Annotated in this window: 15 protein-coding genes; 8 read left to right on the forward strand and 7 right to left on the reverse strand. The window is 40.2% G+C overall.

Translation table 11 applies throughout. The features are described from left to right. Positions 1–16: 16 nt before the first annotated feature. The 7 genes from QOL76_RS19110 (at position 17) to QOL76_RS19140 (ending at position 8183) form a co-directional block, all read left to right on the forward strand. Positions 17–1393 (forward strand): sodium:solute symporter family protein, encoded by a 1377-nt coding sequence (locus tag QOL76_RS19110; protein ID WP_283414564.1) that lies wholly within the window; start codon positions 17–19, stop codon positions 1391–1393. Beyond that, on the forward strand, positions 1377–2756 hold the full coding sequence (locus QOL76_RS19115; protein ID WP_283414565.1) for a glycosyl hydrolase: 1380 nt from the start codon (positions 1377–1379) through the stop codon (positions 2754–2756). Before QOL76_RS19110 ends, QOL76_RS19115 begins: the two co-directional genes overlap by 17 nt. Then, positions 2753–4198 carry an oxidoreductase gene (locus QOL76_RS19120; protein WP_283414566.1) on the forward strand — a complete coding sequence of 482 codons (1446 nt, stop codon included), beginning with the start codon at positions 2753–2755 and terminating at the stop codon, positions 4196–4198. The genes QOL76_RS19115 and QOL76_RS19120 overlap by 4 nt, the downstream gene beginning before the upstream one ends. Continuing rightward, entirely contained in the window at positions 4195–4965 is a 771-nt protein-coding gene (locus QOL76_RS19125) for a 3-ketoacyl-ACP reductase (protein WP_283414567.1), read from the forward strand. The genes QOL76_RS19120 and QOL76_RS19125 overlap by 4 nt, the downstream gene beginning before the upstream one ends. 504 nt (positions 4966–5469) lie before the next feature. Then, positions 5470–5790: a hypothetical protein gene (locus QOL76_RS19130; RefSeq protein WP_283414568.1), complete on the forward strand. Its 321-nt coding sequence runs from the start codon at positions 5470–5472 to the stop codon at positions 5788–5790. Positions 5791–5896: 106 nt separating this feature from the next. Next, positions 5897–7501, forward strand: coding sequence for a SulP family inorganic anion transporter (locus tag QOL76_RS19135; protein ID WP_283414569.1), 1605 nt, complete (start codon positions 5897–5899; stop codon positions 7499–7501). Between the two features lie 31 nt (positions 7502–7532). Continuing rightward, on the forward strand, positions 7533–8183 hold the full coding sequence (locus tag QOL76_RS19140) for a carbonic anhydrase family protein (protein WP_377919213.1): 651 nt from the start codon (positions 7533–7535) through the stop codon (positions 8181–8183). A gap of 200 nt (positions 8184–8383) precedes the next feature. Here QOL76_RS19140 and mtrB read toward each other — a convergent pair whose 3' ends face one another. Further along, positions 8384–8533 (reverse strand): trp RNA-binding attenuation protein MtrB, encoded by a 150-nt coding sequence (gene mtrB / locus QOL76_RS19145; protein ID WP_283414571.1) that lies wholly within the window; start codon positions 8531–8533, stop codon positions 8384–8386. A gap of 394 nt (positions 8534–8927) precedes the next feature. Between mtrB and QOL76_RS19150 the strand changes: the two genes are divergently transcribed. Beyond that, entirely contained in the window at positions 8928–10031 is a 1104-nt protein-coding gene (locus QOL76_RS19150; RefSeq protein ID WP_283414572.1) for a Gfo/Idh/MocA family protein, read from the forward strand. A gap of 165 nt (positions 10032–10196) precedes the next feature. On the opposite strand, the gene QOL76_RS19155 is transcribed toward QOL76_RS19150, so the two are convergent. From QOL76_RS19155 to QOL76_RS19180, 6 genes are all read right to left on the reverse strand, one after another. Continuing rightward, a complete protein-coding gene (locus tag QOL76_RS19155) occupies positions 10197–10925 on the reverse strand; it encodes a 3-keto-disaccharide hydrolase (RefSeq protein ID WP_377919221.1) in 729 nt (242 codons plus the stop codon). Positions 10926–11085: 160 nt separating this feature from the next. Next, positions 11086–11985 (reverse strand): diacylglycerol/lipid kinase family protein, encoded by a 900-nt coding sequence (locus QOL76_RS19160; RefSeq protein ID WP_283414574.1) that lies wholly within the window; start codon positions 11983–11985, stop codon positions 11086–11088. Positions 11986–12002: 17 nt separating this feature from the next. Further along, positions 12003–12968, reverse strand: a complete 966-nt coding sequence (locus QOL76_RS19165) for a phosphatase domain-containing protein (protein ID WP_283414575.1) — start codon at positions 12966–12968, stop codon at positions 12003–12005. Positions 12969–13135: 167 nt separating this feature from the next. Next, a complete protein-coding gene (locus QOL76_RS19170; protein ID WP_283414576.1) occupies positions 13136–13849 on the reverse strand; it encodes an SUMF1/EgtB/PvdO family nonheme iron enzyme in 714 nt (237 codons plus the stop codon). Beyond that, positions 13846–14958, reverse strand: a complete 1113-nt coding sequence (locus QOL76_RS19175) for a DUF4934 domain-containing protein (RefSeq protein ID WP_283414577.1) — start codon at positions 14956–14958, stop codon at positions 13846–13848. The genes QOL76_RS19170 and QOL76_RS19175 overlap by 4 nt, the downstream gene beginning before the upstream one ends. A gap of 43 nt (positions 14959–15001) precedes the next feature. Continuing rightward, positions 15002–15283 (reverse strand): hypothetical protein, encoded by a 282-nt coding sequence (locus QOL76_RS19180; RefSeq protein WP_283414578.1) that lies wholly within the window; start codon positions 15281–15283, stop codon positions 15002–15004. Positions 15284–15390 lie beyond the last annotated feature (107 nt).

The raw sequence follows: 15390 nt of genomic DNA on the forward strand, positions 1-15390 counted from the left end.
TACGCTGTTCCTAGCCATGCTGGGATACGCCTCTTACAGATCGTACAATAAAGAAAGGACCTCGGATGACTTCATCTTCGCAGGATCAAACATTGGCACCATTCTCGGATTCCTGACGTTCTCGGCGGCACTATTCTCCGCATTTACCTTTATGGGAATGCCGGATTTCTTCCGAACACATGGCGTAGGAGCATGGATTTTCTTGGCTTTATCAGATGCTTTGATGGTGTTTTTCCTGATTTGGTTTGGTTATGCGCTGCGCAAAAGAGCTACAATCAATGGGTATAAAGGAGTCGCGGGATTGATGAAATCCTGCTATGGCAACTCCTTTGCTGGCTATTTAGTCTTCGCCAGTGCCTTTCTCTTTTTGATTCCTTATGTAGCAATTCAAATCCGTGGAATTTCCATCTTTCTTGATGCCGCTTTCCCTGACATGTTTCCTTATTGGGCTTGGTCGGTATTGTTGGTGTTCATCATGTTGATCTACTCAGAAATCGGCGGCCTAAAAGCCATCGTATATAGCGATGCAATTCAGGGAGTGATCATGCTTACAGTGATTTGGATTATCGGAGTGACTTGCCTCAGCATGAGCGGCGGACTGGAAGCCGGACTTGAAAAAGTATCCGCTACAAACCCAGATTTGCTTACACTTCCTGGACCGAAAGGTTTATTCACTTCGCCATTCCTGATCGCTTCAGCCATTGCGATTGTTTTGATTCCAGTTTCACAACCTCAGTTCACCACGCGTTTGGTAGTGATGAAAAACCTGAAGTCAGTCCACAGAATGGCTTATGCCGTAGGAATTTTCGCGATGCTGGTAATTTTACCTACAGCATTTATTGGACTATATGGAGCGATCAAGTACCCTGAAGCGAGTACTGCAGATTTCCTGACAAATGCATTGTTATTTGATCAAGCTGTCCCGGTGGCTGCTTTAGCAGTGGTTGGTTTATTTGCTGCCTGTCTTTCTACAACCAACGCGCAGATTTTTGCTCTGGGCACCGAACTTAGATCTTTACTTACTGGATCTGACAAAACCAATATGCGGATCACCAAGATCTCTATTATGGTCTTCTCTCTGATCGTATTAGTGTTCTCTACTTATATGAGCGATGAGCTCGTTTTACTTGCGCGTGTGAGCTTCACCGGCACGTCTATGATCGCACCAGTAGTATTGGGAGCAGTGATTTTCTCTAAGCCTCCCAAATCTCTAATAGTACTTTCCACACTTGCTTTAGCAACTTTTATCGGTTCGCTTCTGGAAATTGTACCAGGAAAAATAGCCGGACAACCTATTGATTACTTGATGTACGGAATCTTATTTATTCTGACTACCATCATTATGATCACTCATTCTCAATCACAAAAGAAACAACATGCAACTCAATCCTAACTTTTCCATAAATGATCTTGAAGTTCAACTCAAACGATTTTGGGAGCTTTCTGGAGAAAAAATAAATTTGATAGAAACATCCTTTGATACGGCGAATGGAGCGCCTGTTTTCACAGAAAAAGGAAAATATGTCACAAGAGGCTGGACGGAATGGACTCAAGGGTTCCAGTACGGCTCGGCAATTCTCCAGTTTGATGCAACTGGCGACGAGCAATTTTTGAAAATCGGCAGAGATAATACCTTGAACAAAATGGCTCCGCACCTCACGCATACTGGTGTGCATGATCATGGTTTCAACAATGTGAGTACCTATGGAAATCTGCTTAGACTGATAAAAGAAGGTAAAATTGAAGGCGCTGATTGGGAGAAAAACTTCTACGAATTAGCCCTGAAAATTAGTGGAGCTGTGCAGGCCATGCGCTGGACACCTACGGTTGACGGAGGCTATATTTATTCATTCAATGGGCCACACTCTTTATTTGTGGACACCATTCGCTCATGCAGAGCTTTGGTCGTCTCACACGGTTTGGGGCATGTGCTACAAGGTGAAAATGACAAACGAATTTCACTGATCCAGCGAGCTATTCAGCATATTTTGAGCACAATTCGATATTCGATTTACTACGGGAATGGCAGAGACACCTATGATGTTTCTGGTAGAACGGCGCATGAAATCATCTTCAACACCAACGATGGAAATTACCGTTGTCCAAATTCTCAGCAAGGCTACACAGGCTTCAGTACCTGGACTCGTGGCTTGGCTTGGGCTATTTGTGGAATTGGGGAAACGTTGGAAATTTTAGATCAAATTGATGAAAGTGATTATGCTGAGATCATTTCTAAAAATGACTTGATCAAAGAACTAACTGAGGCCGCAAATGCCACAGCTGAATTTTACCTGGCAAATACTCCTACAGATGGAATTCCTTACTGGGATACCGGAGCTCCCAATTTGCATAAAATGGGAGATTACCTAAACGAGAAATCTGATCCTTTCAATGCGCACGAACCTATAGATTCTTCTGCAGCTTGTATCACCGCTCAGGGATTGATCAGAATTGGGAATTGGCTGAAAAGCTCCGATCCTGAGCGATCAGAAAAGTACATCAACGCTGGAATTCAGATAGCGGGTAATCTTTTCGCAGAGCCCTATCTATCAACTGATCCAACTCACCAAGGCTTGATCTTACACTCCATTTATCATCAACCGAATGGCTGGGACTATAGACCAGACCCAACTAAAGCTCCTTACGGGGAGTCATGTATGTGGGGAGATTACCATGCCCGGGAGTTGGCTTTGCTTATTCAGCGCATGCAAAAAGGAGAAAACTACTACAGCTACTTTAACTGCGTAAGCCAATGAGCACTGGAAAATACAAACCACAATACCCACGAGTTGCCCAGCTGAAAACAGCAGAAAACCTTCGTGACCATCTGAATAAAGAAGGTATCAACCTAGGTTTTGATGAAGAGTTAAAAACCGGAGACAACTCTCCTTTTGCGAAAGCCCATACCACGCGAGCCGGCAATACGATTGGAAATGCGTTCTGCATTCTTCCAATGGAAGGTTGGGATGGGACTACGGACGGTAAACCTACCGAACTTACCAAAAGACGCTGGAAGAACTTTGCTATCAGCGGAGCCAAATTACTCTGGGGCTGCGAAGCTGTAGCAGTGCAGCCTTCTGGACGTGCCAATCCGAATCAACTCATGATCAATGAGCAAAATCTCGGAGACTTTGATGAGTTATATCAAATGGTGGAAAGTGAGCACAAGGCAGCATTTGGAAGCACCGATGATTTGCTTACAGGCCTGCAACTCACACATTCAGGCAGGTTTTGCAAACCGAATAGCAAAACTCAGATGGAGCCGAAGATTCTATATTCGCATCCAGTGTTGAATAAGAAATTTGGTTTGGCGGATGATTACCCGCTTATGACGGATGGAGAAATATCCGAGCTGATCGATGCTTATGTGATTGCAGCAGTTCGCGCACAAAAGACCGGATACAAGTTCGTGGACATCAAACATTGTCATGGCTATTTAGGACATGAATTCCTGAGTGCTTATGATCGTGAAGGAAAATATGGAAAGTCTTTAGAAAACAGAACCCGTTTTATCCGGGAAATAACCGCCGGAATCAGAGCAGAAGCGCCAGGATTGGAAATTGGAGTCCGCATGAGCATTTTCGACTGGGTGCCATTTAAGCAAGGGACTGAAGGAACTGGAATTCCAGCTGCCGAAAGTCCTTATAACTATGCTTTCGGAGGAAATGAATCAGGCATAGGCGAGAATCTATCGGAGTCATTTGAGTTTCTGAAAGAACTGGAAAAACTGGACATAGAATTACTTTGCACCACAGCAGGCAGTCCTTATTACAATCCGCATATACAGCGCCCAGCGCTTTTCCCCCCTTCAGACGGCTACATGCCACCAGAAGATCCATTGCATGGAGTCGCTCGACAAATCGATGCTGTCGCAGAAGTAAAAAAAGCATTCCCTAAATTCTACACCGTCGGATCTGCCTACTCTTACTTACAAGAATGGCTACCTAATGTGGCTCAAAACGTATTAGAAGCAGGAAAAGCAGATTCTATCGGATTAGGAAGAATGGTACTGAGTTATCCCGAATTGCCAGCAGATGTTCTGCAAGGAACACCAATGAAGCGGGCAAAAATCTGTCGTACCTTCTCGGATTGTACTACGGCGCCAAGAAATGGAATGATCTCAGGATGCTTCCCACTGGATCCTTTTTACAAGAAAATGGAAATACACGAAACACTTAAAACTATCAAAGCATCATGAGCCGAGTAGCATTAGTAACTGGGGGATCCAGAGGGATTGGTTTGGGAATTGCTAAAAAACTCGCTGAGGAAGGCTTTAACCTGGCTATCAATGGAGTGCGTGAGGAGGCTAGTGTACGAGAAGCCTTGGAGGAATTGAAAGGATTTGGTGTACGGGTAGAATACCTACAAGGAAACATTGCTTCCGCAGAGGATCGTGAGGCTATTGTTTCAGGGATGATCGCTAAGTTTGGGAAAATCGACGTGCTTGTAAATAATGCGGGAGTTGCCCCGAGAACGAGATCCGATGTGTTCGATATTACGGAAGACGATTTTGACCATTTAATGAACATCAATCAAAGAGGGACCTTTTTCCTAACCCAAGCTATCGCAAAGTGGATGTCAGAACTTAAGACTGCCACTCCTGATTCCGAAATATCAATCATCAACGTGACCTCTATTTCTGCTACAGTAGCATCCAAGATCCGTGCATCTTATTGCATGTCCAAAGCTTCATTGGCTATGCTTTCCCAAGTCATGGCAGTGAAAATGGCTGAATTCGGAATCCCGGTTTATGAGATTCGCCCCGGAGTGATAGAGACAGATATGATAGAGAAGGTGCGGGAAAAGTATCATGAGGGAGTCAAAAATGGAATGACTTTAGAGCCAAGAATGGGTGTTCCAGAAGATATTGGAAAAGTGGTTGCTGCTTTGGTGAGAGGAGATCTTCCCTACTCCACAGGACAAGTGATTTGCGTGGATGGAGGAATGACTATCGCTAGGATGTAGCGGGAATTATATAGAATTAGCATTGAAGAGCGCTACTTGAATTTCTTTGCATTTCGGGTAGAAAGTCATTTTCCATCAGCCAGCGAGGATAACAGGATATCGAAATTACCTCATCTTTACTGTTTATTATATTCTATATCGCTTCAGCTTATAGTAACTGACGTAGATTTCTTCAAACTAAGTTGAAGGAATCTACGGTTCAAAAGAATTTCATTTTGTAGTTATTATGATGGCTATTCATGCAATTTCTTATCCTCTGCTTGTATAGTCTGTTATTCGCAGACCTACGCATTAAATATTTTTCCGGTGTAGAAAGAGCAAAACAAAACCGCTGTACTGAGCTGAAATTCAATATTAATTCAAACGTCTAAGAAAATCAATTCTATAATTTTCAGTCCTCATTTAGTATAAAAACGTAATAAACCGCAAAAAAAATTGAACAATTGATATCAATTCACGTTGACTTTTAGTTAATTCGCTAACCACAGCTCATACTTAATAAGATTGATTTTCAGCAAAGCCATATATAGCATCATTGCCTTTGGGTTTTTAGTTATACTAACTTCCCTTTTGGTGGTGCCTTCTGTTATTGTGTCAGCTATAGATGAGGAAGTGGATATTTCTATGGTATATTCTTTTGCAGAAGAAGAGACTAAAGAACATGAAGTCAAGGTATCTGCTAATCTGGACGATTATATTTTCTCAAGTACCTATTTAGACGAAAGAACATTCTCTGAATTAATTACTATAAAATATAGCAATGTCGGCTATTTGACGGCCATACAACACGTTGGAATTATCGTTCCTCCCCCTGAGTTTTCCTGATTTTTTCTTTCCCTATGACACCTATCCTGTCATTTGTGGATAATCTAATCGTATAGGTAATACACCTTTTTACTAGTGCAGGAATTTTAACTCATAATTTATTTACATGAAAAGTAATAATCTATTTGCGCATCTGAAATCAGATGTCGCATCAGGTTTAGTCGTATTTCTGGTAGCGCTACCGCTATGTTTGGGAATCGCATTGGCCTCTGGAGCCCCGTTATTTGCAGGAATTATTTCAGGAATCATTGGAGGTATCGTAGTCGGATTTCTAAGCCAATCCCACATAAGTGTCTCAGGACCTGCTGCGGGCCTAACAGCAATTGTTTTCGTCGCTATTACCGATCTTGGTTACGAAGCATTTTTAATAGCCGTTATTCTAGCCGGAGCTATGCAAATACTCCTAGGCTTTGTGAAAGCAGGAACCATATCTAATTACTTCCCTTCCAATGTAATTGAAGGCATGCTTGCAGGAATTGGTGTAATTATTCTAATTCAGCAAATCCCTCTAGCTTTAGGTTCAGACGTCGAAATCAGTTCTGGTTTCGGGCTGTTTGCAGACTTATTTACCGCGTTTCAGGAGATTCAACCTGGCATTTTGATTATCACTGCAGCGTCTTTAACAGTACTTATAGTCTGGAACAAAGTTGCTGCTTTGAAGAAGCTAAAACTTGTTCCAGGTGCACTAGTAGCCGTAGCTACTGGTATCTTGATCAATGGGATATTCATAATGACAAATAGCTCCTTGGTTGTCACCCCTGAATATTTGGTGAGCCTACCTGTACCAACCAGTTTTGAAGAATTCAAAGGCATTTTTACAACTCCATCTTATGATGCGATATTTAATCCAGTTGTATGGGTAGTTGCCTTTACCATAACTATAGTAGCATCGATTGAAACACTTTTATGTATAGAGGCTACTGAAAGATTGGATCCATTAAAGCGATTTGTCAACACAAACGTGGAATTAAAAGCCCAGGGAATTGGTAATATGATCAGCGGAGTATTAGGAGGGCTACCGATGACTTCGGTGGTGGTGAGGTCTTCTGCAAATTCAAACGCAGGAGCAAAAACCAAAATGTCCACTATAGTGCATGGTTTACTGCTACTTATCTGTGTTCTCAGTATACCAACTATTCTGAATATGATACCAATGGCGACACTTGCTGCCATTTTATTAATGATAGGTTACAAATTGGCAAACCCAAGTACCGTCAAGCACTTTTGGCAGCGCGGGAAGTATCAATTTATACCTTTCATCATCACCTTATTAGCGGTCGTTTTCCTAGGTTTACTGAATGGCGTAGTATTGGGAATGTTTATGAGTATTGTGTTCATACTTAGAGGGAATATTAAAAAAGCTTACTATTTCAGAACAGAAGAATACAAACATGGCGACGTAATCCATGTGGATTTGGCTCAAGAGGTTTCATTTCTCAATAAAGCTGCAATCAAGCTTACCCTTAACAAATTACCTGACTACTCTAACGTAATTATTGATGCTTCTGACACCGTATATATCGCTCAAGATGTTTTGGATTTGATCAATGAATTTAAGACGATAAATGCCGAAGAAAAAGGCATAACCGTCGTACTTATAGGTTTCAAAAAAGCCTATAGACTTGAAAATGACATTGAAACGAACAACAATGTCTACACGGAAAAGCGTGTTTTATCAGAAGATAAATACAGTGAATTGTTTCAAAATTAATCTTATCCCTCCACAACCTAACATTAAAAAAATGAAAGTACATACAGCAGAAACTCAAGCTACAATTACTCCAGCAAAAGCTTTAGAAATATTAAAAGAAGGCAATCAGAGGTTTATAAATAATCTGAAAATAAATAGAAATCTCCTTGAGCAAGTGAATGAGACCAAAGACGGTCAATTTCCCTTTGCCGTAGTATTGAGTTGTATTGATAGCAGAACCTCAGCAGAACTGATCTTTGACCAAGGTCTAGGAGATATTTTTAGTATCAGGATTGCTGGGAACATTATAAACAATGACATTTTGGGCAGCATGGAGTTTGCCTGTAAACTTGCCGGGTCAAAACTTATAGTAGTTCTTGGTCACAGCAAATGCGGGGCAATTAAAGGTGCATGCGCAGGAGTGAAAACTGGAAACTTAACGGGCTTACTGGAGAAGATTAATCCTGCTATTGATGAAGTTAAAAATGAAATGCCTGACACAGACCAAACTGATCCTGAATTTATCAATGCGGTGGAAAAACAAAATGTGATTTGCATGATGGACACCATTATCAAAGAAAGCCCCGTCTTAAAAGAATTATTCGAAAGTGGCGAAATAGGAATGGTTGGTAGCTATTACGACGTGGAGACTGGTGAGGTGAGCTTCATGAAAGCCAAAATTGAGGAACCAGTAACTCATTAATTAATACTATCCCATTAAGTGTGTAAACGTTGAAAAGTTATTCATTAATTTTTCAGATTGCTTTACACATTTAATGGGATACTACCTACAAACTCGGAATTGCTTCAAGCAGCTCCTTTTAGATCAGAACATCTCACAAAAGCTTTCTGACTATATCTTTTTGCATATTGGTTAGCCCATAATCCCCAGAAGCCAGTCATTCATCTGATCGCCTTATCATTGGTGAAAACGGGTAGGTAAATCCGAACTTCTCCTTCATCCAAATCATAATCATGATGCTCTTTTATCTCCGAACCTGGAGTTAATTTCATCAACCTCACCGAACATTTTTCTGCTTTGAAGCTTTCCAAGACTGATTAAAAAATAAGGACTGGATTCTAGGCTAGGAGTCGGTACAAAATCATAATCACCTGGAATAGCTATCGCCATTAAGATAGGATGCGTCACTCCTACTCTAGCTGTGAGCGGAATCACTGACCAATTCCCTTGGTAATTTTATGTTTCAAAATGGTTGATCCACACCACTTCCATCAGTTTTTCACCTTTTCCTAAAGCAATTGACTGTCAAATTGAAATGGCAGTTGTATCCTATCTAGGTTAATCATTCTAATACGTACCTTCCTTTAAGGCCTTCCAAAACTGAATGTATTGCAATGGTCGAGTTCTATTAAAACTAAAAATCATCGCATCCTTGCAAAGCCAATCCAATTTCCCGATTTTTTAGTTCTCAAACCTAACTAACCCATGAAAACCCGATTCATTTTCTGTTTAATACTTTCAGTTTTTTTAAGTACTCATTCTTTTGCCCAGCAGAAACGCACAAAAATTGGTGTGGCCGGTCTAACTCATGGGCATGTGGGCTGGATCCTGAATGCTAAAGATCGTACAGATTTAGAAATCGTCGGAATTGCTGAACCGAATAGAGCGTTGGCAAAACGTCTAACTGAGCAGCATGGTATTTCCATGGATTTGGTTTTTGACACCATGGAAGAAATGCTTGAGAAGACGAAACCTGAAGCTGTAACGGCTTTCGGGAATATCTACGATCACTTAGCAGTAGTCGAGGCTTGCGCCCCAAGAGGTATCCATGTGATGGTAGAAAAGCCATTGGCGGTAAGCCTGGAACATGCTAAAAAGATGAAAGCTCTAGCTGAGAAACACAACATTCAGCTCATCACAAATTACGAGACGACTTGGTATCCTAGCACTTTCAAAGCTTATGAAGTTCTTCAAAGTGGTGAGGTAGGTGACCTTCGGAAAATTGTAGTACGAGATGGACATAAAGGACCGAAAAAAATTGGTGTAAGCGAAGAATTCCTAGAATGGCTGACTGACCCGAAATTAAATGGCGGCGGTGCAATCATCGATTTTGGTTGCTATGGAGCAAATCTGGTGACTTGGTTGGAAAATGGGAAAAGGCCTAAATCTGTAACTGCAGTGACTCAACAGCTTCAGCCTGAAAACAATCCAAAAGTGGATGATGAGGCTACGATAATCCTGAATTATGAAGATTCCCAAGCTACGATCCAGGCATCTTGGAACTGGCCAATTGGCAGAAAAGATATGGAAATCTATGGACTTACTGGCGCCATATATGCTGATAATCCAACTGATTTACGCGTACTAAATGCTGAAGGATATTCCGGATTTGAAGAAACTGAATACAAGCTAGAATATCAAAACACTCCTTTCGAAGATCCATTCACGCTGTTTCTAGCTGTGATCAATGGTGAACTTACGCTGGATGAATACGCCCTTCCTTCTTTGGAAAACAATATGATCGTTGTAGAAATTTTATCTACAGCCGTGGAAAGCGCGAAGACTGGGAAGACGGTTTACTTGAAGTAGGAAACTGGAGTCCGGAAGCTTCAGCCCACCCTTTTGAACAAATAAAAAAGCCGTTCGTGAGACACGAACGGCGGCAAATAGTTAGTAACTCTTTAATTCTTGATTCTAGAATCTTGGTTCTCCAATTTGAAACCTTGCTACTTATGTCTTGATACTAGATACTTCTTAAAGCTCTTTAATCTTCAAATTCTTAAATATCACTCCCTGCCCTTCACTTTGTAAACCAATATAACCTTCTTTCAAAAGCTTGCCATCTTCCTTGTATTTAGGGTCAAAATTATTTGCAACACCTCCACCGATCTGTGGTTTGGTGTATTGTAAGACGGTGTCTCCATTTACCATATGAATCACCAACGAGTCTCCATAAACTACCAAATCAGCCTTTACCCACTCATCCCATTTGAAGGTTGGAGAAGTGGAATTGATGCAATGGCGAGGATCCTTTTCACCTTCGAAAAACACATCTGTACCTGGTGAACACATATTCCCCGTGGGTCTAGGCACCCCTTCTTTTTCTTCAGCTAGCATTTGCCATTCCACAGAAATCGGCCAATCCTGCTCTTTTAGAATCGTCTCCGGCGCTTGAGAATGGAACATCACTCCACTATTCCTGTAAGTATAGCTCGCTGCATCCTCCAGCCATTGATCTGTAAATCTGTATTCCCATGTCATGTGGAAGGACGAAAAAGACTTCTTGTAAAACAAGTGACCATAGCGATCATTGAAGCCCTCATTGTAGTCATCGTAATTAACTTCTATAGCGCCGTCAACTACGCGAAACGTATTTTGGTAATTTTCACCGGTCTCGTGATGGTAAATTTTCGGAGTCCAATCTTCTAGATTTTGTCCGTTAAACATTTCTATCCATTCTGCTTTGGGCTCTTCGGAGACCATCACTTCTTTCTTCTCAGAACTACAGGAAATGAGTACGCTGCCCAAAAGGCCAGTAATAATTACTTTTCTAAACATGGAAATCAGGGTTGATGTAAAAAGATAAAAGTAAGTTAAGGAATTCTGGGGTTCTGATTAACTCTTTTAGATGAGTGAACGCTTTCTAGGAAATATGGCAAGCTTTGAATGACTTTCCTGTCAAAAACTGAAATGCATGCTTCTCTATCTTCGCAGTAATTGATTCTGGACTCCCCATTATTTCTCCATCGATTTGAAACTTAGCGCCAGTTGGATTCAAAAGTTGGCATGAATCTACTGACCAAGTCTGCACACTTTCCAATTGGTCCAGATCTCCCTTAAAAAATGCCATTGTCATTTTCAAATAATCCTCAGCAGACTGCGGATTGATGGAAATAACCTCAAATTTCCCATCGCCCATTTTGCCTCTACAGTTCACAATTGCCCCCGTTCCGTATCGATCTCCATTGGCTAGAACGATCATTTTAGCCTTAATTTCAATTACCTCTTCTCCTACAATAAGTTGAAAACGAGCTTCCTCTGCACCAAAAATCTCTGAAAACGAATTCTTCACATAGCCAAACATGCCTCGGGATTCCTCCTCCTCAAATTTTTTGATCAGATTGGCATTCATTCCAAAGTCGGCTAAATGAAGACAAAGTTCGCCATTGATGTAGATAGCATCTATTGCCTGAGGGCTAAAATCATGAATAGCTTCCCAAGAATCCACCAAATCATTAATTTCCATACATTTAGCCAGGCCGTTGGCTGAGCCTAAAGGCAAAATGCAAAGCGGGACATTCTTGCCATGCAGCGTATTTGCAACCAACTTAACTGTACCATCTCCACCACCAATCAGAACCAAATCAGGAAGGAGCTCTTCAAATTTCTTTATTAATTTTTCATCATCCTTTTCACCAGTAGTTTTCCATAATTCAAGGAGAAAATCCGGCAATTTAACTTCAGCTAGTTCCAGAAGCTCCGCTTCGGTAATAGAATCATTCCCAGAAATAGGATTGAAAACTAAGAGACATTTTCTAGTCATTCATTTGAAATGTTAGCCTAATTAAAAATTGATTCATTTTCGACTATTTGAATTGCCTCCTTGGATGAGGATATAAAATGAAAGTGATCAAACCCAGCCAAATTCTTCAACTCATTCTCTCTATTTTCATCCAATTTCCCAACAATTCTAATGAATACATCCTTGATTCTTCCGGGATAGTTCTTAATCACTTCAGCATAAATCTCAGGATCATGCTGTCCACTATCTCCGATCAAATAGAACTGCATCTCTGGATACATTTCCATAAGCAGCTCGATCTTCTTAAGTTTATGCGAATGGTCTCCTCCCCCTGACTTCCATATATTTTTCAGGTTGATATGCTTATCCTTCAGCAAAATAGGGCCATTTGGGATATGCCTATATTTCAGAAAGTCCCGAATCATATCATAAAGCGACCAATCACTACTTGACACATAGAAAATCGGTATTTCCATATCCTCGGTAATCTTCTTATAAAATTCAGACACACCAGGCAAGGGCCTTCTAGTGTATGCATTCTTGGAGATAGAAAGCCAGAACTTTTTCCCCAAATCAGTAGAATGAGATATAATAATCGTATCATCTATATCTGAAATCACCCCAAGATTTCCAGAGTACCTGACTACCTCCATATGTACTACTGAAGACTTTTTAGTCACTGGCTCCAACACCTGATAGGTTACATATTCATTTATCTCTGTACTGGGTTTGGAGTCCCCGATCTGTAGCTCAAAAACCCCATCTTCATCGGTTGATACAATAAAGCTTTTTCCCTGAAAGGTGATTTCAACCTTCGCAAGGGATACAGAAGAACCTGAATATCTTTTGACTGCCGAAATGATATTTGAGAACCAATTATTCCGGGAAGACGGTCTTTTCTCTGTATAGGCCTTTATCACTCTTCCTTTGAAAAAAACCTCATCTTCATTTCCAAAGGCTAAGAAAGGTTCTACAATTATTTTGTCACGTTTCACTAATGCCATACTAAAAGTGGATAGTTGGTACTACCCTTTTAAATCAAAAACCAGGCTGCACTAGCTTGCGAAAAAAATGATGTACTGAATTTAAGGTTATTTAAAGTGGGCAATTTTTGAAAAAATCTTAACTAAAGGAAGGTAAATTGACCTGCATGAATTTGCAATTTCTCAAACTAGCGAGGTACATCTTTCACCAACCTGAAACCAAGAAAAGGACTGGAAAACTCCGTATTACTCAGATCGAAGCTGTAATTACCCTCTATTGCCATCATATCTTTGTCACTAAAAAAACGTCCCCCTATTCTATGGTACACTGTGCCATTTTTTTCTAAAAGCGCAAACTCCTCCACATTTCCAGACATATCATATACCCCCAATTGGTTTGGCGCCAAGGTGCCGACTGGTTGAATTTCCATCTTCGAGTTTGTATCATACCAGCCTACACTATTTGCCTTATTTGAACCAGAATATTTGTAAACCGGTGGCCAAACACCTCCAGCAGCGGCAATTTTCCACTCCCTTACAGTTGGAAGTCTTTTCCCAACCCATTTGCAATAAGCTTTAACATCAGTAATCGTCACTCTGGTAACAGGTAGTTTAGCATACCATTTCTTATCGATCAGCTTTCCATCTTGATTATGACGCCAATTCAACCCTTCAACTAGTTCGGAGGGACTATCACCTGTTGGTTTGGGTCCAGTTCCACGGGTTTCACAGGTAGACTTAAAACCGGTAGCTGAAACAAATTTTTCAAATTCAGCCATGGTCACTTCATGGGTATCTATCATAAAGTCATATCCTAATTCAGTGTTACTCACTACCACCATTTTGTCCGACTCGAACATGGGTAAAAACAAAAAGGATACTATAGAGATCAAGTAATTCATTCGTGCTTTAACTTAATTTTAGCAATGATAGGACTCAAGTATTCTCCTTCAGGTCTGTGCTTTTGCAGGAATGCTTTACCATCCGGAATTCCTTGAAGTCCGCCTATTGCCTCCTCATCTAACACCGCTATTAAGACCTCATTACTCAAATATTTGAAATTGGAGAATATAGGTATATCCAGATCATTTTGAATCCTTTCAGTTAACACATCCTGAGTTTTGCTTTTCCATCGTAATACTGGTTTCTGATCCTTTTTGATAAGAAAAAGATGATTATCCAAATTGCCACTCCAATACCCCATATAAAAAACCCCCTTTTCTTCAGCCATCACCTTCCTATAACTCTCTTCATCAACGATATCTTCTCGGTTGCTTAAACTTGTTATATCACTAAACTTCAATACTTCACTGATTTGTCCTTCATCAGATATGGAAAATATACTTGAATCATACATTTTTGAAGCAAACAATTCTTTTCCTGAACGAACTAGTGCAAAGTCTTGGGATAAAATTATCTTGGTTTTTGAAAGAGGAATGGCTTGATCTAAGACTTGCCCCTTATCAAAATCATAAGTAAAAAGTTGACTTGGTAAATCCACTTTAGACTCTTCTGTCATATCTCTGAAAAATGCGAATTTATTTTGTCCCAAATAACCTAAGGAATGAATGATAAAGGAACTAGGTATTTTATATTGTCTGCTTGGGTTTCCGTTTTCATCAAATACAAAAATCTTTCTTTGGGATCCAGAAAAGATAAAAATCTCGCGGGAAATAGGGTCATAATCAAAATCTGAAATTTCCACAAACTCATCTGGGCCACCCAATCCTATCTCCAACGAGAATAAATAGGTGCCTACATCTGTGTAAACAGCCAATGTTTCAGTGTAAGAATTATCCAAAATGAAAAATCTACCATTTTCATAGATCAATTTATCTACGCCATAGATCACAGCATCTGACTCTATATCTAAAATCACATAATCGATACTTTCGGCGACCTCGGAGAGTAGTACCCCATCTTCTATTTTTCTATTACCTAGTTTTACTGCCTCCTCTGCAGGTTCCACACAACTAATTAGGCAAAAAAGCAACATTGTAAATCTTCTCATATTAACCAAATTAAAATGGGGTTCTTTCGAACCCCTTTCTATTTCAAGGTTGTCTTAATGTGCGCGCTGTCTCGCCTGAGCATTGATCATCTTGAGAAGTTTTACATTTAACTTGATCACCTACATTAATCCAAGCAGTAGGTTCACCATTCACATTGGAGCCTCCTAGTCTAATGTAAGCGCCAATCGTTTTTCTTCTATTATCCTGATATTCTGAACATTCTGGTCCAGATAAAGTCTGGCCATTAGTTTTTGTTAGAAAAGTAGTAAAACAAACCGTTACTCCTAACACCGCTGATAAACAGGAATTCTTAAAGTTTTTCATTTATTAAATTTAAGTCGAACTAAAAAAATTAACTAGAAGAAAGAAAAAAACAACTTATCAAATAGGCGAACTTAACTTAATAAATATTTAACTGAAAATGAGACAAT

Source organism: Algoriphagus winogradskyi, from assembly GCF_900182815.1.
Classification (GTDB): domain Bacteria; phylum Bacteroidota; class Bacteroidia; order Cytophagales; family Cyclobacteriaceae; genus Algoriphagus; species Algoriphagus winogradskyi.

Excerpts from the sequence above, each read along its gene's own strand:
- QOL76_RS19110 (WP_283414564.1), top strand. The coding sequence starts at position 17 with ATGCTGGGATACGCCTCTTACAGATCGTACAATAAAGAAAGGACCTCG.
- QOL76_RS19115 (WP_283414565.1), top strand. The coding sequence starts at position 1,377 with ATGCAACTCAATCCTAACTTTTCCATAAATGATCTTGAAGTTCAACTC.
- QOL76_RS19165 (WP_283414575.1), bottom strand. The coding sequence starts at position 12,968 with ATGGCATTAGTGAAACGTGACAAAATAATTGTAGAACCTTTCTTAGCC.
- QOL76_RS19120 (WP_283414566.1), top strand. The coding sequence starts at position 2,753 with ATGAGCACTGGAAAATACAAACCACAATACCCACGAGTTGCCCAGCTG.
- QOL76_RS19170 (WP_283414576.1), bottom strand. The coding sequence starts at position 13,849 with ATGAATTACTTGATCTCTATAGTATCCTTTTTGTTTTTACCCATGTTC.
- QOL76_RS19150 (WP_283414572.1), top strand. The coding sequence starts at position 8,928 with ATGAAAACCCGATTCATTTTCTGTTTAATACTTTCAGTTTTTTTAAGT.
- QOL76_RS19155 (WP_377919221.1), bottom strand. The coding sequence starts at position 10,925 with ATGGTCTCCGAAGAGCCCAAAGCAGAATGGATAGAAATGTTTAACGGA.
- QOL76_RS19180 (WP_283414578.1), bottom strand. The coding sequence starts at position 15,283 with ATGAAAAACTTTAAGAATTCCTGTTTATCAGCGGTGTTAGGAGTAACG.
- QOL76_RS19125 (WP_283414567.1), top strand. The coding sequence starts at position 4,195 with ATGAGCCGAGTAGCATTAGTAACTGGGGGATCCAGAGGGATTGGTTTG.
- QOL76_RS19175 (WP_283414577.1), bottom strand. The coding sequence starts at position 14,958 with ATGAGAAGATTTACAATGTTGCTTTTTTGCCTAATTAGTTGTGTGGAA.
- QOL76_RS19135 (WP_283414569.1), top strand. The coding sequence starts at position 5,897 with ATGAAAAGTAATAATCTATTTGCGCATCTGAAATCAGATGTCGCATCA.
- QOL76_RS19140 (WP_377919213.1), top strand. The coding sequence starts at position 7,533 with ATGAAAGTACATACAGCAGAAACTCAAGCTACAATTACTCCAGCAAAA.
- QOL76_RS19160 (WP_283414574.1), bottom strand. The coding sequence starts at position 11,985 with ATGACTAGAAAATGTCTCTTAGTTTTCAATCCTATTTCTGGGAATGAT.